General features: G+C 65.0%; 20 protein-coding genes. 18 read left to right on the top strand and 2 right to left on the bottom strand.

What is annotated here, in order from left to right:
* Nucleotides 1-6 precede the first annotated feature (6 nt).
* The 11 genes from A9Z00_RS06050 (at nucleotide 7) to A9Z00_RS06000 (ending at nucleotide 13,875) form a co-directional block, all read left to right on the top strand.
* Nucleotides 7-873 (top strand): cation transporter dimerization domain-containing protein, encoded by an 867-nt coding sequence (locus tag A9Z00_RS06050; protein WP_296975264.1) that lies wholly within the window; start codon nucleotides 7-9, stop codon nucleotides 871-873.
* An 82-nt stretch (nucleotides 874-955) separates the two neighbouring features.
* Nucleotides 956-3,400 (top strand): single-stranded-DNA-specific exonuclease RecJ, encoded by a 2,445-nt coding sequence (gene recJ / locus A9Z00_RS06045; protein ID WP_296975263.1) that lies wholly within the window; start codon nucleotides 956-958, stop codon nucleotides 3,398-3,400.
* Nucleotides 3,397-3,918 (top strand): adenine phosphoribosyltransferase, encoded by a 522-nt coding sequence (locus A9Z00_RS06040; protein WP_296975262.1) that lies wholly within the window; start codon nucleotides 3,397-3,399, stop codon nucleotides 3,916-3,918. Before recJ ends, A9Z00_RS06040 begins: the two co-directional genes overlap by 4 nt.
* Nucleotides 3,919-4,112: 194 nt before the next feature.
* Nucleotides 4,113-6,314, top strand: a complete 2,202-nt coding sequence (locus tag A9Z00_RS06035) for a RelA/SpoT family protein (RefSeq protein ID WP_296975261.1) — start codon at nucleotides 4,113-4,115, stop codon at nucleotides 6,312-6,314.
* A gap of 27 nt (nucleotides 6,315-6,341) precedes the next feature.
* Nucleotides 6,342-6,794, top strand: a complete 453-nt coding sequence (dtd, locus tag A9Z00_RS06030; RefSeq protein ID WP_296975260.1) for a D-aminoacyl-tRNA deacylase — start codon at nucleotides 6,342-6,344, stop codon at nucleotides 6,792-6,794.
* A gap of 164 nt (nucleotides 6,795-6,958) precedes the next feature.
* A complete protein-coding gene (locus tag A9Z00_RS06025) occupies nucleotides 6,959-7,141 on the top strand; it encodes a hypothetical protein (protein ID WP_296975259.1) in 183 nt (60 codons plus the stop codon).
* Between the two features lie 121 nt (nucleotides 7,142-7,262).
* On the top strand, nucleotides 7,263-8,798 hold the full coding sequence (locus A9Z00_RS06020; protein ID WP_296975258.1) for a coproporphyrinogen III oxidase: 1,536 nt from the start codon (nucleotides 7,263-7,265) through the stop codon (nucleotides 8,796-8,798).
* A gap of 298 nt (nucleotides 8,799-9,096) precedes the next feature.
* Nucleotides 9,097-9,435 carry a hypothetical protein gene (locus A9Z00_RS06015; protein ID WP_296975257.1) on the top strand — a complete coding sequence of 113 codons (339 nt, stop codon included), beginning with the start codon at nucleotides 9,097-9,099 and terminating at the stop codon, nucleotides 9,433-9,435.
* 462 nt (nucleotides 9,436-9,897) lie between these two features.
* A complete protein-coding gene (gene hisS / locus A9Z00_RS06010; RefSeq protein WP_296975256.1) occupies nucleotides 9,898-11,175 on the top strand; it encodes a histidine--tRNA ligase in 1,278 nt (425 codons plus the stop codon).
* An 87-nt stretch (nucleotides 11,176-11,262) separates the two neighbouring features.
* Complete coding sequence (aspS, locus tag A9Z00_RS06005; protein WP_296975255.1) at nucleotides 11,263-13,101, top strand: aspartate--tRNA ligase; 1,839 nt, start codon at nucleotides 11,263-11,265, stop codon at nucleotides 13,099-13,101.
* A gap of 18 nt (nucleotides 13,102-13,119) precedes the next feature.
* Nucleotides 13,120-13,875 carry a tRNA threonylcarbamoyladenosine dehydratase gene (locus A9Z00_RS06000; protein WP_296975254.1) on the top strand — a complete coding sequence of 252 codons (756 nt, stop codon included), beginning with the start codon at nucleotides 13,120-13,122 and terminating at the stop codon, nucleotides 13,873-13,875.
* A gap of 113 nt (nucleotides 13,876-13,988) precedes the next feature.
* On the opposite strand, the gene A9Z00_RS05995 is transcribed toward A9Z00_RS06000, so the two are convergent.
* Nucleotides 13,989-14,549, bottom strand: coding sequence for a GNAT family N-acetyltransferase (locus A9Z00_RS05995; protein ID WP_296975253.1), 561 nt, complete (start codon nucleotides 14,547-14,549; stop codon nucleotides 13,989-13,991).
* Nucleotides 14,550-14,831: 282 nt separating this feature from the next.
* On the opposite strand from A9Z00_RS05995, the gene A9Z00_RS05990 reads away from it, so the two are divergent.
* Together A9Z00_RS05990 and A9Z00_RS05985 are read left to right on the top strand one after the other, a co-directional pair.
* The gene (locus tag A9Z00_RS05990; RefSeq protein ID WP_296975252.1) at nucleotides 14,832-16,148 is read left to right on the top strand and encodes a replication-associated recombination protein A; all 1,317 of its coding nucleotides are present in this window, start codon (nucleotides 14,832-14,834) and stop codon (nucleotides 16,146-16,148) included.
* Nucleotides 16,149-16,387: 239 nt separating this feature from the next.
* On the top strand, nucleotides 16,388-17,740 hold the full coding sequence (locus A9Z00_RS05985; RefSeq protein ID WP_296975251.1) for a hemolysin family protein: 1,353 nt from the start codon (nucleotides 16,388-16,390) through the stop codon (nucleotides 17,738-17,740).
* Nucleotides 17,741-17,856: 116 nt separating this feature from the next.
* On the opposite strand, the gene mnmA is transcribed toward A9Z00_RS05985, so the two are convergent.
* On the bottom strand, nucleotides 17,857-18,993 hold the full coding sequence (mnmA, locus tag A9Z00_RS05980) for a tRNA 2-thiouridine(34) synthase MnmA (RefSeq protein ID WP_483316275.1): 1,137 nt from the start codon (nucleotides 18,991-18,993) through the stop codon (nucleotides 17,857-17,859).
* A gap of 176 nt (nucleotides 18,994-19,169) precedes the next feature.
* Here mnmA and cymR point away from each other — a divergent pair, with 176 nt between their 5' ends.
* The 5 genes from cymR (at nucleotide 19,170) to A9Z00_RS05955 (ending at nucleotide 22,947) form a co-directional block, all read left to right on the top strand.
* Entirely contained in the window at nucleotides 19,170-19,589 is a 420-nt protein-coding gene (gene cymR / locus A9Z00_RS05975) for a cysteine metabolism transcriptional regulator CymR (RefSeq protein WP_296975250.1), read from the top strand.
* A gap of 58 nt (nucleotides 19,590-19,647) precedes the next feature.
* The gene (locus A9Z00_RS05970) at nucleotides 19,648-20,799 is read left to right on the top strand and encodes a cysteine desulfurase family protein (RefSeq protein WP_296975249.1); all 1,152 of its coding nucleotides are present in this window, start codon (nucleotides 19,648-19,650) and stop codon (nucleotides 20,797-20,799) included.
* A 14-nt stretch (nucleotides 20,800-20,813) separates the two neighbouring features.
* The gene (locus A9Z00_RS05965) at nucleotides 20,814-21,347 is read left to right on the top strand and encodes a PRC-barrel domain-containing protein (RefSeq protein ID WP_296975248.1); all 534 of its coding nucleotides are present in this window, start codon (nucleotides 20,814-20,816) and stop codon (nucleotides 21,345-21,347) included.
* Between the two features lie 17 nt (nucleotides 21,348-21,364).
* Nucleotides 21,365-21,565, top strand: a complete 201-nt coding sequence (locus tag A9Z00_RS05960) for a hypothetical protein (protein WP_296975247.1) — start codon at nucleotides 21,365-21,367, stop codon at nucleotides 21,563-21,565.
* A 311-nt stretch (nucleotides 21,566-21,876) separates the two neighbouring features.
* Entirely contained in the window at nucleotides 21,877-22,947 is a 1,071-nt protein-coding gene (locus A9Z00_RS05955) for an AI-2E family transporter (protein WP_296975246.1), read from the top strand.
* The last annotated feature ends 283 nt before the right edge of the window (nucleotides 22,948-23,230 follow it).

The raw sequence follows: 23,230 nt of genomic DNA, 5'->3' as shown, positions 1-23,230 counted from the left end.
CGTGGTGTGGGTAAGCCGGTATTCGGCAGACGCGGCGCATGCTGGGCCGCATCCGCGGCGGCGCTGCTGGCGGCGGCGGGCGGGTTTGCGGCCGGAAGCCATGCGCTGCTCGCCGAAAGCCTGCGGCAGGCGGCCGGATCGGCGGCCGGTGCGCTCCGGTTCGGGATGAGTCCCGCGCGGTCGGGCGAGCCGGAGACGAGGCGAGGCGCCGCGGAGGCGCTGCTGCCGGTCGCGATGGCGGTAGCCGGCATCGAGCTGGCGATTGCGGCATTCCGCATCGTGCGGGAGGACGCCGCGACCGCCCCGCATTGGTCGGTCCTGATCGCCGTTCCGGTACTGTGGGCGATTCGGGCGGCGCTGGATGCGCCGGGCCGGGGCAGGGCGTATGACGCGTACATGTCCGCCGTCGCGCTGCTCGGGGCTGCCGCGGCGGCGATCGGCGGCCGGCAGGACGAACCGCTGCTCATGGTCATGGACGAAGCGGCGGGATGCGCGATCGGCCTGGCGATGGCGCTGCAGGGATGCCGCAGCGTGATTCGCATGCTCGACGGCGAAGCGCGGTCCGGGGTGGGCGAAGCCCAACTGGCCGCGATGCGGGCCGCCGTTCGCAGCGTGGATGGCGTGATCGAAGTGGAATCGTGCCAGACGCGGGCGCACGGGCACTATGTGGTGGTCAACCTGACGATCCGGGTGAACCCGTTCATCACGGTCTACGAAGGTCAGGAGATCGGCCGCCGCGCGCGGGAACGGCTGCTCACCACATTCCCGTACGTGCTCGACGTCCGCGTCAAGGTGGAGCCGTACGACCGCGGCTATCCCCACAAGATATACGGCGACGCGCGGCAGGACAACGTGCCGACGCTGCTGCAATGACAAAGACGGATGAAGCGGCCGCGCGGAAGGCCGCGTCGCGGAAAGCGGGAATCGACGAATGCTCAAATCGGACACTCGATGGATGGTGAAGCGCCCGGGGCCGGAGGAGGAACGGGACGCGGAGCGGATCGCGCGCGCCCTCGGCCTGAAACCGCTTGCGGCGCGGCTTCTGGTCCGGCGCGGGTTCCGGGACCCGGAATCGGCGCGGACGTTTCTCGAAGGCGGACCGGAGACGCTCCACGATCCGCTCTTGATGAAGGGGATGCGCGGGGCGGCGGAGCGGATCCGCCTCGCGAAGGAGCGCGGCGAGCGGATCCGGATCTTCGGCGATTACGACGCGGACGGCGTGTCGGCCACCGCGCTCGCCTCGCTTGCGCTGCGGGAATTGGGCGCGGTGTTCGACCACGCGGTGCCGCATCGGACGCTGGAAGGCTACGGGCTGAGCGTGCAGGCGGTCGAAGCGGCCGCGGCGGCCGGCGTGCGGCTGATCCTGACGGTCGACAACGGCATCGCCGCGGTCGAAGCGGTCGCCCGCGCGGGCGAGCTCGGCATCGACGTCGTCGTGACGGACCATCACGAGCCGCCGCCCAGGCTTCCGGAGGCGTGTGCGATCGTCAATCCGAAGCAGCCGGGATGCCCCTATCCGTTCAAGGGGCTGGCGGGCGTGGGCGTCGCGTTCAAGCTGGCGCATGCGCTGCTCGGCCGCCTGCCGCTGGAATGGACGGAGCTCGCGGCGCTCGGCACGATCGCGGACCTGATGCCGCTCATCGATGAGAACCGGTTTCTCGTTCGCCACGGGCTCGGGCGGATGCGGCGGACGGATCGACCGGGTCTGCGCGCGCTTCTTGCGGCATGCGGCGTCGATCCGGAGAAGCTGAACGCGGATGCGGTCGCATTCGGCCTGGCGCCGCGTATCAACGCCGCGGGCAGGCTCGGGAGCGCGGATCCGGCGATCCGCCTGCTGCTGACCCGCGACGAGGCGGAGGCCGCCGCCTGTGCGGCGGAGCTCGACGCGCTGAACCGGGAGCGGCAGAAGCTCGTCGAGGCGATGGTCCGCGAGGCCGATGCGCTCTGGACGGACAAGGTCCGGGCGGCGGAGGCGGCTGGGAAGACGGCGCCCCGCGTGCTGGTCGCCGCATCCGAAGGCTGGAGCGTAGGAGTCGCCGGCATCGTCGCCTCGAAGCTGATCGAACGATATTACCGGCCGGCGTTCGTGTTCGCCGTCGATCCGGAGACGGGCGCGGCCAAGGGGTCGGCGCGTTCGATCCCCGGCTTCGATCTCCACGCCGCGCTGACGGCCTGCGCGGATCTGCTGGACCATTACGGCGGCCACCAGGCGGCCGCCGGCATGACGCTTCCGGCGGACCGCCTGCCCGAACTCGAGGCGCGGCTCGAGGGCCTCGCGGCCGCATGGCTTACGGAGGAAGATTACATACGCCGGCTGGAAATCGATCTCGTCTGCGACGCCTCGGAGGTCACCCTCGAGGCGGCCGAGCAGCTCCGGCTGCTCGAACCGTACGGCTGCGGCAATCCGCGGCCGGTGCTGCTCGTTGCGGATGTGCCGGTCCGCAGCGCGCGGGCGATCGGCAAGGACGGCCGGCATCTGCAGATCGCGCCGCAGGGGCCGTACGACGGGTTCGAAGCCGTCGGCTTCGGCCTCGGAGACTGGGCGGCGCGTCTTACGGAGACGGCCCGGGTCGATCTCGTCGGCGAGCTGGGAGTGAACGAGTGGAACGGCCGCCGCAAGGCGCAGCTCGTCCTGCGCGATCTGCGCGTGAACAACGTGCAGCTGTTCGACGGCCGGGTCCGGCGGGCCGGTCCGGGCGGCGCGGACGGCCGGCTCGAACGGCTGCGGGGGCTCTTCGCGCGGGGCGTCGCGGCTGAGCCGGCGGTGGTGTTCACCGCCGATCCGGCGCTGCGGGAGGCGGCCGCGGCGGGCGCGACGGGATCGTCCGGCGCCTGGATCATCCGTGGTTATGACGACGGCGTCGCGGATGTGGGCGACTGCCGTTCGATCGTGTTGATCGATCCGCCGCCGAGCGAGGCGAAGCTGGCCGCCATCCTGGCCGCCTGCCGGGAGCCGGCGGCGGTCTACGCGCTGTATGACATGCCGGAGCGGCTCGAACCGGATCGGAGCGTCTTCACGTCGGCCTACCGGCTGCTGCGCGATGCGATGGCCGGGCCGGTGCTGCCCGGGGAGGCGCTTGCCCTGCTCGGGCGGCTGGACATGCCCCGGGATCTGGCGGAACTCGTGCTTGACGTGTTCCGCGAGCTCGGATTTCTCGAAACCGACGGCGACCGGATCCGGATGGCGGCGAATCCGGCGAAGCGCCGTCTGGAAGAATCCGCGGCCTACCGGGAAGCGGTGCGCGCCGCCGAAGCGAGGCGGCTCTGGTCCGCGCCGGCCCCGGAACTTGCGGCGTGGATCGAGCGCCGGACCCCGGCATGCCGGGAACCCGAAGAAGCGCCTTGCCGCCGGCCGCAGCCGGCGGGGGCCGCAATCGTTCAAGGAGGACAGGAACCATGAATTTCAAGGATTACATTCGCATCATTCCCGATTTCCCGCAGCCGGGCATCCGGTTCAAGGACATCACGACGCTGCTGAAGGACGCGGAAGCTTACCGGAAGGCCGTCGAGGCGCTTGCGGACCTGGTCCGGCCCCTGAACGTCGATCTGATCGCCGGTCCCGAGGCGCGCGGCTTCGTCGTCGGCGCGCCGCTCGCGCTCATGCTCGGCGTCGGCTTCGTGCCGATCCGGAAAAGCGGCAAGCTGCCCGCCGAGACGGTCGAGGCGTCGTACGACCTCGAGTACGGCAGCGATCGGCTGGCGATCCACAAGGACGCGGTGAAGCCCGGACAGCGCGTGCTCGTGGCGGACGACCTGCTCGCGACCGGCGGGACCATCTCGACCTGCATCCGATTGGTCGAATCACTCGGCGGGGAAGTCGCCGGCGCGGCGTTCCTGATCGAGCTGGCCTACCTGAACGGCCGGGACCGGCTCGGCGGGAAGCAGGTGTTCAGCCTGGTGACCTACGGCGACGAATGAACGGCCATCACGGATCCGGTCATCCGTCCAGCGGACGATTTGAATTTTTTCCGGACAGGAGCGCGATGCCGCCCGGGACCCGTCGGGCGGCATCTTCGTTTGCGCCACGGTTGACGGGGCAAGCCTCCGGGGTCATAATGTAAACTAACGTACCTTGCGGAACTTCCGCGGCGCACGGAAGAAAGGGACGGTCAATGGGCATCGAGTCTCTGATCGAGAAAGCTTCGACCTACATGAAAGAATCGGATATCGCCAAGATCCGGGAAGCGTACGAGTTTGCCGCCGAAGCCCACAAGGGCCAGGTGCGCAAATCGGGCGAACCGTACATCGAGCATCCGGTGGCCGTGGCCGAGATCCTCGTCAACATGCAGATGGACGTGACGACGGCCGTGGCCGCGCTTCTTCACGACGTCGTCGAAGATACGAACGTGACGCTGGACGACGTGCGCGCCAGGTTCGGCGAGACGTGCGCGATGCTGGTTGACGGCGTGACAAAACTCGAGCGCATCCAGTTCCGGTCGAAGGAAGAGCAGCAGAACGAGAACTACCGCAAAATGTTCGTCGCGATGGCGCAGGACATCCGCGTCATCCTGATCAAGCTGGCGGACCGGCTGCACAACATGCGCACGCTCAAGTTCCAGTCGGAGGAGGCGCAGCGCCGGATTTCCCACGAGACGCTCGAGATTTACTGTCCGATCGCGCACCGCCTCGGGATGTCGGCCTTCAAGTGGGAAATGGAGGACATCGCGCTCCGCTATCTGAATCCGCAGCAATATTACCGGATCGCCAATCTCATGAAGAAGAAGCGGGCCGAGCGCGAGCAGTACATCGCCGAGGTGATCGAGAAAATCCGCGAGAAGCTCGTGGAGATGGGCATCCAGGGCGACATTTCCGGGCGGCCGAAGCACATTTACAGCATCTACAAGAAAATGACCGAGAAGAACAAGCAGTTCAACGAAATCTACGACCTGCTCGCGATTCGCATCATCGTCGACAACGTGAAGGACTGCTATGCGACGCTCGGCATCATCCATACGTTGTGGCGCCCGATGCCCGGCCGGTTCAAGGACTATATCGCGATGCCCAAGGCGAACATGTACCAGTCGCTTCATACGACCGTCATCGGCCCGAACGGTGAGCCGCTGGAGGTGCAGATCCGCACCTGGGAGATGCACCGGACGAGCGAATACGGCATTGCGGCGCACTGGGCGTACAAGGAAGGACAGACGAACCCGGACCCCGCTTTCGGAGAGAAGGTGAAGTGGTTCCGCGAGATTCTGGAACTGCAGAACGAGGCGCGCGACGCCGCGGAGTTCATGGAATCGCTGAAGATGGACTTCTTCTCCGATCTCGTCTTCGTCTTTTCCCCGAAGGGCGAGGTGTTTGAGCTTCCGGCCGGCTCGGTGCCGCTGGATTTCGCCTACCGCGTGCATACCGAGGTCGGCAACCGGACGATCGGCGCGAAGGTGAACGGCCGGATCGTGCCGCTCGATTACAAGCTCAAGACGGGCGACATCGTCGAGATCCTGACGTCGAAGCATTCGTACGGACCGAGCCGGGACTGGCTCAAGATCGCCCAATCGTCCCACGCGCGCAACAAGATCAAGCAGTGGTTCAAGAAGGAGAAGCGCGAGGAGAACATCCAGCGCGGCCGAGAGGCGATCGAACGCGAACTGAAGCGGCTCGGGCTCGAGCCCTCCGAATGGATGCAGGAGACCAAGCTGCAGCCCGTCGCGGAGAAGTTCGCGTTCAACGACGTGGAGGACATGCTGTCCGCCGTCGGCTTCGGCGGCATCACGGCGGCGCAGGTCGTCACGCGGCTGACGGAGAAGCTGCGCCGCGAGGCGGAAGAGGCGGAAAAAATCGAGCTGTCCGAGGGCGAGGTCAGGGAAGTGAAGCCGCCCGCCTCCTCTTCCGGGGCGGCCGTGCAGCGGAAGCGCTCGGCCCAGGGCATCCGGGTGAAGGGCGTCGAGAATCTGCTCGTCCGGTTCGCGCGCTGCTGCAACCCGGTCCCGGGGGACGAGATCGTCGGCTACATCACGCGCGGCCGCGGCGTCTCGGTCCACCGGGCCGACTGCAACAATCTGCCGCAGGCGCAGGACGGCGAGGAAGCGGAGCGCGTCATCGAGGTGGAATGGGAGGAGTCGGTCGACGCGAACTACGCGGTCGACATCGAGATCCGCGGCCTCGACCGGAAGGGATTCCTGAACGAAGTGTTGTCCGCCGTGTCCGAGAGCAAGACGAACATCGCAGCCGTGTCGGGACGTTCGGACAAGAACAAGATCGCCCAGATTCACATGACGATCCTGATTCGCAACGTCGAGCATCTGCAGGCTGTGGTGGACAAAATCAAGCGCGTGCATGACGTTTTTTCCGTGCAGCGGATCATGCAGTGATGCAAGCGAAAGGCTGGAATGCGGAACATGAGAATCGTGGTGCAGCGCGTCGCTTCGGCGTCGGTCACGGTCGGCGGCGAAACCGTCGGCGCGATCGGCCGCGGACTGCTGCTGCTCGTCGGCGTGACGCATGACGATACGGAAGCGGACGCGAAATGGATGGCGGACAAGATCGCGGGGCTCCGGATTTTCGAGGATGACGAGGGGAAGATGAACCTGTCCGTCCTCGAAGTCGGGGGCAGCGTCTTGTCCGTCTCGCAGTTTACGTTGTACGGCGATTGCCGCAAGGGCCGGCGGCCGAACTTCATGGCGGCCGCGCGGCCCGAACAGGCCGAGCCGCTCTATGAGGCGTTGAACCGGCATCTCCGGGAGCACGGGCTCGTCGTCGAGACCGGCCGTTTCGGCGCGATGATGCAGGTCAGCCTCGTCAACGACGGGCCGGTGACGCTCATCCTGGACACGCGGGACCGGAGCGGCTGAAGCCGCCCGGGCATCCGGCGGTGGTCCCGATTGTCCTTCCGCATGCTGCTCCGGGGTTCCGCGGTCCGGCGGACGCCGGGTTAAACCGCCGCCGGGCGGGCACACTAGCGGACGCGGGTTCGTCGGGCGACCCCGCCAGAACTTGCGGAAGGAGATGGGCGCAGGTGCGGCAATCGCCGGCGCAATGGCGGACGGCGCGCGCCTCCGTCTTGCTGCCGGGCGCGGATCGGCGGGAAGCGGCCGCCGCGCTCGCGACGGATGGCGAGATCCACGGGAGACGCCCGGAACGGGAAGCGGTTCCCGTCCGCGGAAGAAGCGGCGCGCCGGGCGCATCGCCGGCCGGCTGACGCGGCACGGACGCGGCGGGCATACGGATGCGGCGCGGACCGGTGCCGATGGCGGCCGCGGCATGACGCCGCGATGGACAAGGCGCGGCCGGACGCGCGGATTCACGGAGGTTGAAACGGGATGCGGATCCACATTCGGACGGAGGACAAGGTGCTCGAACGGACGCTTGCGAACATCGCGGCGCTGTTCGCCGATGACGCGTCCGTCACGGTCGGCCCGGCGGACGCGCCGGATGCGGAATGGACGGTCGCCCTGGACCTGTCGGATCTCGACGGCGGCGTGCTGGCGCGGGCCGCATTGGTTGAAGCGGGCGGCGGCGAGCCGGTGCGGATCGAGCAGCGGCGCCGGGTGCCGGACGGCGCGCCGGACGAGGAGCGCCGTGCCGCCCGCAGGCAGGCGGCGGGTGCCGCGCTGCTCGAGGCGCTCGAACGCCGCACGGGGATCGTGCAGCCGTGGGGGATTCTCACCGGCGTGCGGCCGACGAAGCTGCTGCACGACCGGTATCGCAGGGGATTGGGCCGCGAGGAGACGCGGCGGGAGCTGCGCGCGCTTTACCGGATCAGTGAAGAGAAGATCGCGCTCATGGAGCGGATCGTGGACCGGCAGCTCGCCGTGCTCCCCGATCTGTATGACCTGGGGCACGAGGTCAGCCTGTATGTCGGCATCCCGTTCTGTCCGACGAAGTGCGCCTATTGCACGTTCCCCGCTTACGACATCAACGGCAAGCAGGGGTCGGTGGACGATTTTCTGCGCGGGCTGCATGAAGAAATGCGGATGATCGGCGACTGGCTCCGGCGGACCGGCACGGGCGTCACGACGATCTACTACGGCGGCGGCACGCCGACGAGCATCTCCGCGGAGCAGATGGACGCGCTCTACGCGCTCATGCACGAGGTGATCCCGAACATCGAGCGGGTGCGCGAAATCACCGTCGAAGCCGGCCGGCCGGACACGATCACGCCGGAAAAGCTCGAGGTGCTGCGCAAGTGGAAGATCGGCCGGATCAGCATCAACCCGCAGACCTATACGCAGGCGACGCTGGACCGGATCGGCCGGCACCACACCGTCGGGGAGACGGTTGAGAAATTCCGGCTCGCGCGGAAATACGGCATGGGGAACATCAACATGGATCTCATCATCGGGCTGCCGGGCGAAGGGCCGGAGGAGTTCGCGCGTTCGCTCGCCGAGACGGAGAAGCTGATGCCGGAGTCGCTGACCGTGCACACGCTGTCGTTCAAGCGGGCGTCGGAAATGACGCGCCGGCGGCGGGAGGGCGACGGCGACCGGTACCGGGTCGCGGGCCGCGAGGATATCGTCAGGATGACGAGGATGGCGCTCGAATGGACCGACGCGCACGGGTATGTTCCCTATTACCTGTACCGGCAGAAGAACATCCTCGGCAACCAGGAGAACGTCGGGTACGCGAAGCCGGGACGCGAGAGCCTCTACAACATCCTGATGATGGAAGAAATGCAGTCGATCGTCGGCATCGGCTGCGGCGCGACGAGCAAGTTCATCGATCCGGCCACGGGGGAAATCACGCGCCACGCGAACCCGAAGGAGCCGAAGGCGTACATCGAGTCATGGAAACGGGCCGCGGAGGCGAAGATCGAGGCGCTCGACCGCATGCTGGAGCGCCGGGCGGCCGCATTGTAATGAAAATGTAATACAACGAACATGTTCGGGGACTATAATGACAATCAACCCCCTTTATGATAGATCCACGTCATCGGCCTGCAACGCGCGTTGCAGGCCTCTTTCTTTGAATCAACGGCGAAAACCGGTTGACCCGGCCGCGGGTTCCGTGCAAAATGGAAGAATCGGGAAGAACCTGGTCAGGACGGGATGCAGGTTGAGGAAATGGCGGATCGGACTGTTGTGCGCGCTGCTGGCGTTCCTATGCGTTGTGTCCGCGGATTCCGGACGAACGCGGGATCACGGGCGGATCCGGGACATGCTCGAGTCGCACGCGGAAGCCGTTCGGGAGGGACGGAATCCCGGACAGCGCCTGTCCGTCATCTGGTCCAAAACCCCGGCAGGCGGTCAGGTCGAGGGGATCGCTCCCATGACGGTCACGCTCGTGAAAAAACGGGACGACGGTTTGTGGGAAGCCGTGAATGACCGCCGACAGACGATTTGGATCCGGGTCATCTTTCCGCAGGCTGCGCCTTCGCTCGGAGAGAACCGATCCTATGTGATTCCCGGTATCCGCAGCTTCGACGAGGAACGGGGGCAGGAGATTTATGCCGTGGAAGGCGATTTGATCCGCCCGCTGGACGTCGAGGATCCGTGACGCGGCAGACCGCACCGGCGCTCGGTTGACAGGCGCGGACGCGCATATTACAATAATGGGCAATGACTTCACATGACCAGCATCGATGACGGGAAAGAGTAGTCCGGAACCGCGCCCGCAGAGAGGGCGGCCGTCGGCTGGAAGCCGCCTGGTGGCGACCGGATGAAGAACCTCCCCGAGATTTCCGTGCGAACGGCCCGCGCAGGCGTCGCCCAGTAGTGCGGAACGTGGCCGGGCGTTAACCGGCTGAGCGAGCAGGTGCGGACGGCTGCGCTTCCCGGCGCCGGATCGTGCGCCGGAGGCCATGGCGGCCGGCGGGATCGGAATCCGCACCTGGAATCCGGGTGGCACCACGGGAGCGGAGGCTCTCGTCCCAGAGGGGACGGGGGCCTTTTAGCTTGATCGGGGAGCCCGTCATTCGATCCATTGCAATCAAGGCATGAACCGATGCGGGGTGATGCTATGGGTTTCCAGCGACCGCCGGGGACGCAGGACATTCTGCCCGGCAGCGCGGGCGACTGGCAGCTCGTCGAGGCGACCGCTCGCGAGCTGTGCCGCCGCTTCAACTATCGCGAGATCCGCACGCCGATCTTCGAGGCGACGGAGCTGTTCCGCCGCGGCGTCGGCGAGACGACGGACATCGTCGAGAAGGAGATGTACACCTTCGAGGACCGGGGCGGACGCAGCATCACGCTCCGGCCGGAAGGAACGGCCGGCGTCGTGCGCGCCTATGTCGAGAACAAGCTGTACGGCGAGCCGGATCCGGCGAAGCTGTACTACATCGGCCCGATGTTCCGCTACGAGCGGGCGCAGGCGGGACGCTACCGCCAGTTCCACCAGTTCGGCGTCGAGGCGATCGGATCGGCCGATCCCGCGCTGGACGCGGAGGTGATCGCGCTCGGCTGGATGTTTTACCGGGAGATCGGCCTTGAAGGCGTCCGCGTCGAGATCAACTCCGTCGGCACGCCGGCCGTCCGCGCGGCATTCCGGGGCAGGCTGCTCGAATTCCTGGAGCCGCTCAAAGACCGGCTCTGCGAGGATTGCCGCAAACGGATGGAGCGCAATCCGCTGCGCGTGCTCGACTGCAAGGTCGACCAGGACAAATTCGGCGGAGCGCCCTCGATCCTCGACAGTCTGGACGGGGAATGCCGGGAGCATTTCGAAGCGGTGCAAGGGCATCTTCAGGCGATGGACATTCCGTTCACGATCAATCCGCGCCTCGTCCGCGGCCTCGACTATTACACGCATACCGCCTTTGAATACAAGGCCGAAGGGATCGGCGCGATCGACGCGATCGGCGGCGGCGGGCGCTACAACGGCCTCGTGCGGGAGATCGGCGGCCCCGACCAGCCGGGCGTCGGACTCGGCATCGGCCTGGAGCGGACCGTGCTGCTGCTGCAAAAGCTGCGGCAGGACGCTTCCCGGGCTGCGCTCGACGTCTATCTCGTCAGTCAGGGAGAAGCGGCGGAGCGGGAGACCGTCCGGCTGCTGCACCGGCTGCGCCAGGCGGGCTTCAAGGCGGATCGCGATTACGCGCGCCGCAGCATGAAGGCGCAGCTCAAGGCGGCTGACCGGCTGAAGGCCCGGTACGCGGCGATCCTCGGTGACGACGAGCTGAGCCGCGGCGAAATCGCGCTGAAGGAGATGGCGAGCGGCGAGCAGCGGACCGTCAGGCTGGAAGAGCTGGTGCATCATCTGACGGAGCTCGATCGCAGCCATCCGGAGACAAGGACGGAATAAACCGGCGGATCATCCGCTGCCGGCCGGCGCGGATGATGCGCACGGGCTCAAAGGTGATACCGATCCGTTAAGGGGTGTCGAAGAGAGATGACGACGTTCAGGACCCATCAGTGCGGCACGTTGACCAAGGAGGATGTCGGCAGGGAGGTGACGCTCAGCGGCTGGGTGCAGCGCTACCGCGACCTCGGCGGCGTGCTGTTCGTCGACCTGCGCGACCGGACCGGCATCGTGCAGCTCGTGTTCAATCCCGCGTTTTCGAAGGAAGCGCACGAAATCGCCGACCGCGTGCGGAGCGAGTACGTGATCACCGTGCGGGGCGAAGTCGTGCACCGCGATCCGGAGACGTACAACCCGAACATTCCGACGGGCGAGATCGAGGTGCGCGTGCAGCACATCGAAATTCTGAACCCGGCGAAGACGCCGCCGTTCCCGATCGAGGACGGCATCGACGTCGACGAATCGGTCCGTCTCAAATACCGCTACCTGGACCTGCGCCGTCCGGAAATGCAACGGACGCTGATGCTCCGCTCGAAGGCCGCGAAGGTGTTCCGCGATTTTCTGGACTCCCGCGGCTTCATCGAGATCGAGACGCCGATCCTGACGAAGAGCACGCCGGAGGGCGCGCGCGACTATCTCGTGCCGAGCCGGCTGCATCCGGAGGAATTCTACGCGCTGCCGCAGTCGCCGCAGATCTACAAGCAGCTCCTCATGGTCGCCGGCATCGAGCGGTACTACCAGATTGCGCGCTGCTTCCGCGACGAGGACCTGCGGGCGGACCGTCAGCCGGAGTTCACCCAGGTCGACATCGAGACATCGTTCCTGTCGCGGGACGAGCTGCTGGAGATGATGGAGGAGCTCGTCGTCCGGCTGTTCAAGGAGACGATCGGCGTCGACATTCCGCGCCCGTTCCAGCGCCTCTCCTATCAGGAGGCGATGGACAAATACGGCACCGACAAGCCGGATCTCCGCTTCGGCCTCGAGATCGTCGACATCACGGACATCGCGAAGGATTGCGGCGTGCAGGTGTTCGCTTCGGTGGCCGCGCAGGGCGGCGTCGTGCGCGCGCTGAACGCGAAGGGCTGCGCGAACTGGAGCCGCAAGGAGCTCGATGACCTGAAGCCGTTCGCCGAACGCTACGGCGGCAAGGGGCTCGCGTGGATTACGGTGAAGGACGGCGAATGGCGCGGGCCGATCGTGAAATTTTTCAAACCGGAGGAAATCGCGGCGCTCACGGAGCGGCTCGGCGTGGAGGAGGGCGACCTGCTCCTGTTCTCCGCCGACAAGAAGAAGATCGTCTGCGATGTGCTCGGCAACCTGCGCCTGAAGATCGGCCGGCAGCTCGGCCTGATCGACGAGTCCGCGTACCGGTTCGCCTGGATCGTCGATTTCCCGCTGCTCTCCTGGGACGAGGAAGCGAAGCGCTACGTGGCGGAGCACCATCCGTTCACGCGGCCGGTCGACGAGGACCTGCCGCTCTTCGACACGAATCCCGGCGCGATCCGCGCGCAGGCGTACGACCTCGTGCTCAACGGCTATGAAGTCGGCGGCGGCTCGATGCGGATCTACAAGCGGGACGTACAGGAGAAAATGTTCCGGGCCCTCGGCTTCACGATGGAGGAGGCGCGCGAAAAGTTCGGCTTCCTGCTCGATGCGTTCGAGTACGGCACGCCGCCCCACGGCGGCATCGCGTTCGGTTTCGACCGGCTGGTCATGCTGCTGGCGGGCCGGACGAACCTGCGCGAGACGATCGCGTTCCCGAAGACGGCGAACGCGACCGATCCGATGATGGGCGCGCCGTCCCGTGTCGAGCGCGAACAGCTTGCGGAATTGCACATCCGCACGGTGCCGAAGCCGGGTGCGAAGCCGCGTGAGCCGCAGCCGGCCGGCGGACCGAAGCCGGAGTCCGCGCCGCAGGCGGAGCAATAAAGGAGACGATGGCAGAACATGCTTCACCCGTTTTCCCGCACCGAACTGGCCATCGGGCCGGAGGGGCTCGAGGTGCTGAAGAAGAGCACGGTTGCCGTGCTCGGGGTCGGCGGCGTCGGCTCGATCGCCGTCGAGGCGCTGGCCCGGACCGGCGTCGGCCGGATCGTCATGATCGACAAGGACGTCGTCGACATCACGAACCTGAACCGCCAGATCCACGCCCTGCTGACGACGATCGGCCAGCCGAAGGCGGAGCTGATGCGCGAGCGGATCAAGCAGATTTTTCCCGAATGCGACGCGATCGCGCTGAAGATGTTCTACACCGAGGAAACGTGCGAAGAACTGTTCAAGTACGACCTGGATTACGTGCTCGACTGTTCGGACACGATCACTTACAAGATCCATCTGATCAAGGAATGCCTGAAGCGGAACATCCCGATCATCTCGAGCATGGGCGCCGCGAACCGGATGGATCCGACGAAGTTCCAGGTGGCGGACATCTCGAAGACGCATACCGATCCGATGGCCCGCGTCATCCGCCTGAAGCTTCGGGAAGCCGGCATCCGCAAGGGCGTCAAGGTCGTCTTCTCGACCGAGCCGCCGCTCAAGCCCCGGCGCGACGTGACGGAGCGGATCGTGCCGGCGGACGCGCCGAACATCCGCAAGGCGCAGCAGCCGCCGGCCAGCAATTCGTTCGTGCCGCCGGTGGCGGGCCTCATCATGGTCAGCGTCGCCGTGCGCGATCTGCTGGCCGCCGGCGGCGTGAAGTACTGATTCGTTCACGCCAACCCCATCATGAACGAACGATCGGCCGTCCGGCCCGTGCGCCGGACGGCCGATCGCCGCTCCTCACGTCAATTTCCCTCCCCGTCCGGCAGTGGATCGTCTCAGCATGCGCCGCCCACGGCTTCCGGCACCGGCGGCAGCTTGACGTTGAACGCTTCCGGATCGGCCAGCACGTCCTTCACGTCGATGACGACGGGGATCACATCGTCGCCCTTGTAGAACGTGCGCGGGCCGAGCACGGTCATCGGGGGATGAAACAGGAACCGGATCGCGCGGCAGAATTTCGGCTCCAGCAGCGAGACGAACCAGCGGATGCCGTGCTTCCGGGCGGTGAGGACAACGGATGCCGCGAGGTCGTCGACATAATGTCTTCCGCGATGTTCGGGCAGCAGCGCGAACTTGTCGATTTCCGCCACCAATCGGCGCTTCTCGGCAAGCTCGGGCATTCGTCCGATATCCGCCACCGTCTCGAAGGCGCTCGAACCCGGGAGGAAAGGCTTGTATTCCGCCGTGCCGACGGGCTGGCCTTCGGGCGTCAGGACGAGCCACCGCTCCAACACGACCGGCGAAAATTCGAACTCGTACCCCTTCTCCCGCCATGCCGTCATCCAGATGAAGTGGTAGTACGCCAGATCCTGCTCCGTCTCGACGCGCTTGAGCATAAAGTCATCCCCTTTCCTAGCGATTTGTGACAAATATTTACTATATCTGGTTGTGAATACATTTTAACAGATGATTCCCTCCCGTCGAATCGAACCGACCGATCATTTCCGAATAGTTCCAGGGAAGGACGGGAATTCGACACCAACGTCGAAACCTGTCCGATCGGATCGATTCGGGATTGCGGCCGCGGGCACCGGGACGGACGTCCGGACGATCGGCACGGTGGCGAACGCATGTGCGAATATGCTATCATTCGAATCAACAGGGGTGGGATGACGGACATGGATCTGTTCACCTATCAGGAAGAACAGACGCCGCACAGGCGGTTGCTCGCGGACCGGATGCGGCCCGAGACGCTGGACGAATACATCGGTCAGGAGCATATTCTCGGTCCCGGCAAGCTGCTGCGCCGGGCGATCGAGGCCGACCAGGTGACGTCGATTCTGCTGTACGGCCCGCCGGGCTGCGGCAAGACGACGCTCGCCCACATCATCTCGAAGCGGACGAAGGGCGAATTCGTCCGGCTGAACGCCGTCGACTGCTCGGTCAAGGATGTCCGTGACGTCATCGAGCGGGCCCGCGAACTGAAGGCGCTGTACGGAAAGAAGACGATCCTGTTCCTCGACGAGGTGCACCGGTTCAACACGGCCCGGCAGGACGCGCTGCTTCCCGCGGTGGAGCAGGGCATCATCGTGTTCATCGGCGCGACGACCGAGAACCCGTTCCATCACGTGAACGGCGCGCTGCTGTCCCGCTCGACGCTGTTCAGGCTCGAGCCGCTATCGAAGGAGCACGTGATGATCGCGCTTCGCCGTGCGCTCGCCGACCGGGAGCGCGGGCTCGGCTTCATGAAGCTCGAGGTCGACGAGGAGGCGCTTGAGCATATCGCGCGGACGGCCGGCGGCGACATCCGCCGTGCCCTGAACGCGCTCGAGCTGGCGGCGATCACGACCCCTTCCCGCCCGGACGGCACCGTCCACATCACGCTCGAGGTGGCGGAGGAGTCGATCCGTCAGCCGACGGTGAAGGCGGACCCGTCGACGCAGTACGACGTCCTCTCGGCGTTCCACAAGAGCATCCGCGGATCGAGCGACGCCGCCCTGTTCTGGTTCCTGTACGCGGTGGAGAAGCTCGGCATGGATCCGATGGTGTTCCTGCGCCGGCTGATCGTCGCATGCAGCGAGGACATCGGACTCGCGAATCCGCAGGCGATGGTGCAGGCGGTGACGGCGATGGACGCCTACCACAAAATCGGCTGGCCGGAGGCGAAGTACAACATCGCGCAGGCGATCCTGTTCGCGGTCGAGAGCCCGAAATCGAACGCGACCGCCGTCGCGATCAGCCGCGTCATGAACGAGATCGAATCGGCGGGAACGATGGAGGTGCCGATGCACCTGCGCGACGCGCACTACAGCGGGGCGAAGAAGCTCGGACACGTCGGCTACAAATATCCGCACGACTATCCCGGCCATTATGTCGAACAGCAATATCTGCCCGATCATCTGGAAGGCAAGGTTTTCTATGAAGCGACGACCCAGGGCATGGAGGAGAAGATCCGCATCAATCAGCAGAAAAGGCGCCATTCGGGAAGATCGTGACCTGAGGGCGCAAATTCGTGCAAACCTCCCGCAAAGGTTCATAAAGGCCGGGCCTGGGAGAATAAGAATTAGCGAGGCGAATTCGCACGGATTTGACGCGCGGGGGCAGAATCGAATAAACTTAAATATAAAGAATCTTTATAAATAAATAGGCTGTCGCAGGACGCCATCATCAACCGGAGGAGGTGCACCTGATCCCGGGGGAGTCCGCCCGGCGGAACGGCGGGATCAGGGAATCGGTGGGCAGTGACCCGTTACCCATATGGCTCAGTTTGTTGCTGGTCGTATTTCTGGTGTTCATGAACGGCTTCTTCGTGGCCGCGGAATTCGCGATGGTGAAGGTCCGCGGCAGCCGGATCGACACGCTCGTTCAGGAAGGACACAAGCGTGCGAAGCTGGCCGAGCATCTGACCGACAATCTGGACGCCTATCTGTCCGCCTGCCAGCTCGGCATTACGCTCGCGTCGCTCGGTCTGGGCTGGATCGGCGAACCTGCGGTGGCCGATTTGCTGGAACCGGCGCTGCACGCGGCGGGCATTGACAACGAGGTTCTACTCCACACGGTTTCTTTCGCCATCGCGTTCTCGCTCATCACGTTCCTGCACATCGTGCTGGGCGAACTGGCGCCGAAGTCGCTGGCGATCCGCAAGGCGGAAGGCATCACGCTGTGGACCGCGGGTCCGATGATCGCGTTCCACAAGCTCATGTATCCGTTCATCTGGTTCCTGAACGGCACCGCGAACCGCCTGCTCCGCCTGATCGGCATCGAGCCCGCGTCGGAGCAAGAGTCGGCGCACACCGAAGAAGAGATCCGGATCCTGATGAAGGAGTCCCACAAGAGCGGCCTGATCGACAACACCGAAATGACGCTCGTGGACAACATCTTCGAGTTCGCGGAGACGACGGCGCGGGAAATCATGATCCCGCGCACCGAGATGGTGGTTCTGTACGCGAACCTGTCGTTCGAGGAGAACAAGAAGATTGCGCTGCGGGAAATGCACACCCGCTATCCGGTCTGCGAGAACGACAAGGACAACATCATCGGCTTCGTCCACATCAAGGACATGCTCCGGGCCGACGGACAGCAGCCGAAGAGCATCCGCGACATCCTGCGGCCGATTACGACCGTGCCGGAGTCGATGCAGATCAGCCAGCTGCTCAAGCTGATGCAGAAGAACAGGACGCAGATCGCGATCCTGATCGACGAGTACGGCGGCACGTCGGGGCTTGTCACGCTCGAAGACATCATGGAAGAGATCGTCGGGGAAATCCAGGACGAGTTCGACGAGGAGCGTCCGGACATCGAACGCAAGGACGACAGGACGTATTCGATCAACGGGCTCCTGCTCATCGAGGAAGTGAACAGCTTCTTCAACCTCGACATCGAATCCGACGATTACGATACGATCGGCGGCTGGATCTATTCGCAGATCGAGATTCCGCCGAAACGGGGCCAGGGGGTCCTGTACAAGGATACCCACAAATTCGTGATCGAGGAGACGGACAATCTGCGCATATCGCGCATCACGGTCCGGCTGCTCAAGGACGACGAGAACAGCGAGGGACTGCTGTCGGCCGAGAAGACGGGTTGACGGTCTTCATGCACGGCAGGCCCATCCCATGAAGAAACCTCCGGATCTGCGCCGCACGCGCATCGTCCGGAGGTTTTTCGTGCTTCGACGGGCTGCCGCCGGACAGCCGGAAGCCGTCAGCGGACGGGAACGGCTGGCATTTCCGCGGGATCGATCCTGCGCACGGTTTCGATCGTGCCGCCGCCGAGACATTCGTCGCCGTCGTAGAAGACGACGGCCTGGCCCGGCGTGACCGCGCGCTGGGGCGTGTCAAATTCGACCTCGGCGGTGCCGTCCGGATGCAGCGTCACCGTCACGCCCTGATCCGCCTGGCGGTAACGGAACTTCGCCGTGCAGCGGAACGGGCCGTCCGGCCGCCGCTTCGGAATCCAGTTTACGCCGCTGGCCGTGAGTCCCTTCGAGTACAGCGCGGGGTGCCGGTCTCCCTGTACGACGAGCAGCACGTTGCGCTCCAGGTCCTTGTCCGCGACGAACCAGGGTTCGCCCGTTCCCGTGCCGCCGATGCCGAGGCCCTGCCGCTGGCCGATCGTGTAGTACATCAGCCCGTCATGCCGGCCCAGGACCCTGCCGGTGGACAGGTCGACGATGTCGCCCGGCCGGGCGGGCAGGTATTGCTTCAGAAATTCCCGGAAATTGCGTTCGCCGATGAAGCAGATGCCGGTGCTGTCCTTCTTGCCGGCCGTCGCGAGTCCGGCTTCGGCCGCGATGCGCCGCACTTCCGGCTTCGTCAGGTGGCCGACCGGGAACATCGCCCGCTCGAGCTGCTCCTGGCTCAGCGCGTGCAGGAAATAGGTCTGGTCCTTGTTCGGATCGGAGCCGCGCAGGAGGCGGATGCCGTCTCCGGACCGGTCGAGCCGCGCGTAATGGCCGGTCGCGAGGAAGTCCGTGCCGAGCTCGAGCGCCTTCTCCAGGAACTCGCCGAATTTGATCTCCCGGTTGCACATGACGTCGGGGTTCGGCGTCCGGCCGCGCTCATATTCCGACAGGAAATATGAAAATACTTTATCGTAATAAGGTTTCTCGAAATTGACCGTGTACATCGGGATGTCGAGCTGGCTGCAGACGCGCCGCACGTCTTCCGCGTCCTCGTCCGCCGTGCAGCGGCCGAATTCGTCCGTGTCGTCCCAGTTTTTCATGAACACGCCGACGACGTCGTACCCCTGCTTCTTGAGCAGCAGCGCCGCGACGGACGAATCGACGCCGCCCGACATGCCGACGACGACGCGCGTCTTCGATGGATCTTTCGTCATCATCGCAAAATCACCGCCTGTCAGCACATTGTAACACAAAAGCGAAAAGTTTTTCACCGTTCCGGCGGATTTTGCGGAACACAATCCGGCGGAATTGTGATACCATATGATGAAGATGGGAATACCTCGGATTGATGATGGGACAGAATGGCAACAATGGTAAGCGGGGTGCCGAAACAGTGAAAATTTCGACGAAGGGCCGGTATGGTCTTACGATCATGATGGAACTTGCGGCAAAATACGGCGAAGGGCCTCAGTCGTTGAAAAGCATTGCCGAGCGCAACGGCCTGTCCGAGCATTACCTCGAACAGCTCGTCGCGCCGCTGCGCAACGCCGGTCTGGTGAAGAGCGTCCGCGGTGCGTACGGCGGTTACGTTTTGTCGAAGGATCCGAACCAGATCACGTCCGGCGACGTCATCCGCATCCTGGAAGGACCGATTTCCCCCGTCGATTTCACGGAGGAGGACGATCCGGCGAAGCGGGACCTGTGGCTCCGCATCCGCGACGCGATCGCGAACGTGCTGGATTCGACGACGCTGGCGGACCTGATTTCGTATCAGGGCGAAAACAATCAGGAGAGCTACATGTTCTATATTTGATCGTCCGGATTTGATCGTCCGGCGCATTGATCGGAGCGGGAAACGGAGCTAGACGAACATGAAAGGCATCTATCTGGACCACGCCGCGTCCGCACCGCTGCTGCCCGAGGTGGCCGAAGCGATGCTGGACGCCATGCGCGCCGGGCCGGGCAATCCATCGAGCCTGCATGCGTTCGGACGCGCCGCGCGTGCGAGGCTGACCGATGCGCGGGACCGCATGGCCGCGGCGCTAAACTGCAAGCCTTCCGAGCTCGTCTTCACATCCGGGGGGACGGAGAGCGACAACGCCGCCGTCATCGGCGCGGCGCGGGCCCTGCGGCAGAAGGGCAAGACGCATGTCGTCGTGTCGGCGATCGAGCACCACGCCGTCCTTCACGCCGCGGACGCGCTCGAGCGCGAAGGATTCGCCGTGACGCGCGTCATGCCGGATTCGACCGGCTACATCGATCCGGCGGCGGTGGAGGAAGCGATCCGGCCGGAAACCGGGCTCGTCAGCGTCATGTGGGCGAACAACGAGGTTGGCACGATTCAGCCGGTGCACCGGATCGGCGAACTGTTGTCGTCGCGCGGCATCGTCTTTCATGTCGACGCCGTGCAGGCGCTCGGGGCCGTGCCGATCGATCTCGGGCAGACGCCGGCCCAACTCGTCAGCTTCTCGGCCCATAAACTGGGCGGCCCCCAGGGGATCGGCGCCCTGTACATTGCGGCGGGTACGCCGTTCGAGCCGATCATCCACGGCGGTTCGCAGGAGCGGAAACGCCGGGCGGGCACGGAGAACGTCGCCGCTGCCTGCGGTTTCGCGCTTGCCGTCGAACTGGCCGTCGAACGGAGGGAGACGCGGAACCGTCGCCTGGCCGCGCTCCGGGACCGGCTTGAGGCGCTTCTGATCGCCCGGCTCGGTCCGGGCGGCGCGATCGTGAACGGCCGGATCGGCAGCCGGCTACCGCACGTGACGAACATCAGCTTCATCGGGGCGGATACGGAGACGCTGCTCATGGCCCTCGACCTCGAGGGCATTGCGGCGGCGAGCGGCTCCGCCTGTTCCTCGGGATCGCTCGAGCGATCGCACGTGCTGAAGGCGATGGGGCTGCCGGAAGAACGGTTGAAGTCGGCCGTCCGTTTCAGTTTCGGGCCTTCGAACACGATGGAAGAAATCGAGACGGCCGCAGAAAAAATTGCAACCATCGCGGAACGCCTGCGTAATAAATGAAAGGGGAGCCCCCCGTGTACAATGCGCAGCGTTTGATCGGTCTGCCGGTCATCGACGGGAAAACCGGCCGCCGGGCGGGCAAGGTGCTCGATCTCTGGTTCGACGAGCATTGGTCGCTGCGCGGCCTTCTGTTGAAGGCCGGCCGCTGGTGGTTCAAGCGCTATTGCGACGTCGCGCCCTGGGAAAGCGTCACGGCCCTGGGGCCCGACGCGGTTCTCCTGTCGGACGCCGGCGCCGTCAGGCGGTATGACGCGGCCGAGATCGGCCGGACGTTCCACACCGGACGAATCCGGCTCAAGGATCTTCCGGTCGTCACCGATGAAGGCAGACAGCTTGGACGCGTGTCGGATGTTTATTTTCAGGAAAATCAGGGTACACCAATTACAGGTTTGGAACTGACGGACGGCTTTGTTTCGGATCTGCTCGAAGGGCGCAAGCGGCTGAAGTTTCCTGCGGATCCCGGGCTCGTGAAGCTCGGAGAAGACGCGATACTGGTCCCCGCCCGCTGCGAACAGGACCTGGAGGCCTTCGTCAGGGAATCGGGATAGGCAGGGAGAATGAAACCATGAGATGTCCGAATTGCAACTCCAAAGACATCGGCAAGATCGGGTCGCACCAGTATTATTGCTGGGGTTGCTTCATCGAGTTTACGGTGAACGGCGACAAGATGTCGGTGTTTCAGGTGGAAGAGGACGGCACGCTCAGCTCGCTCGACGATCTGTTCTTCGATGAACCGACGGTCGAGCAGCAGATGCATGCGAATTGAATCGGAGCCGGCCAAGGCCGGCGGAACGTCGGAGCGGTCCGCATTCGTGCGGGCCGCTTCGGCGTTTCGGGCTGCGTTCCGCCGTCGCCGCGCGTTGTCGGGCTGCCGCTTCGCTGTTCCTGGCCCAGGCTTTCGGCGTGCGGGAAACCGCGGCCGCGCGGGAAGCTCCGGGCCGCCCGCGGCGATGCCGCCGCCTTCCCGTGGAGGCGCGGGCACGTCCTGCCGGACAAGGATGAATGTCCAGGCCGCTACATATAATGTACTGTGTCTTGCGGCGGGCCCGGTCCGGCGGCGGGAAGGAGGTGGCCGTCATGAATCCGTGGGCGGGCAGCCGGCTGTTCAGGGGACTCGTCTATACGATCCTCGTGCTGGCCGTCCTGCTGCTCATCCAGCAGCTCAAGCCCGTGCTGCTCGCAGTGTACGGGTTCCTGAAGGCGGTTTTTGCGCCGTTCGTCATCGCGATGATCATCTCCTACGTGCTCAATCCGGTCGTGACGCTGCTCGCCAACCGGCGGGTGCCGCGGTCCGTCGCGGTGCTGCTCATCTATGCGGTGTTCGCCGCGGCCGTCGCGGTCATCCTGCTCAACGCGATTCCGATGATCGCCGAGCAGCTCGAGCAACTGAACCGGCACGCACCCGAACTGACGATGCGGGCCCGGAACCTGATGGACCAACTGAACAACCACTCGTTCCTGCCGGAAAGCGTGCGGAACGCGATCGACCGGTCGCTGGTCGAACTCGAGCGGCGGATCGCCGAATCGGCGCTGGCGTTCATGAACAACATCGGATCGATGCTGAACGCCGTCTTCGTCGCGTTCATCATCCCGTTCCTCGCGTTTTACATCCTGAAGGATCTCGATGCGTTCGAGCGCGCGATCATCAACTTCGTGCCCCGTTCCAGAAGACAGGGCGTCATCCGGCTGTTCAAGGACATCGACGAGGCGCTCGGCAACTATATCCGCGGCCAGTTCATCGTCTGCGCGATCGTGGGCCTGCTCGCCTACGTCGGCTATTGGCTGATCGGCCTGCCGTATCCGCTGCTGCTCGCCACCTTCGTTGCGGTCACGAACGTCATCCCGTACCTCGGACCGTTCATCGGGGCGGCGCCAGCCCTGCTGGTCGCGTCGACCGTCTCGCTGAAAATGGTCCTCTTCACCGTGCTCGTCAACGCGTGCTGCCAGATCATCGAAGGCAACGTCGTCTCGCCCCAGGTCGTCGGCCGCTCGCTGCACATGCATCCGCTCACGATCATTTTCGCACTGCTGACCGGCGGCGAGATCGCGGGGCTCGTCGGCATGATCCTGGCCGTGCCGGCATTCGCCGCGGCGAAGGTCATCCTGCAGCATCTCTTCGCGTATTACATCCGCCGGCGAACGATTTGACACGGCAAGCTTGGCAATACTATAATACGTTGGGAATGATCGCGTCACATCGGCCAAAGCGAGGATGAAACAGGAGTAAGCCGTGTCCGGCCGCACAGAGAGGGAGCCCCGCGCCTGCAACCTTCGGGCGCGGCTGGAAGGGCCCCGGGCGTCAGGGCGGCTGAAGCTCGTTTCGGAGCGCGGAGGGAAAATCCGACGGTCCGGACCCGTTATCGTCCGTGTGAGGCGACCGGCAGCCCCGGGCGGCTGGCCGGTAACCAGGGTGGTACCGCGAATGATCCAT

It is taken from the genome of Thermobacillus sp. ZCTH02-B1, assembly GCF_002159085.1.
GTDB lineage: Bacteria > Bacillota > Bacilli > Paenibacillales > Paenibacillaceae > Thermobacillus.
The sequence above is the reverse complement of the archived record's forward strand: the minus strand, read 5'-3'. Positions and strand labels throughout refer to the sequence as shown.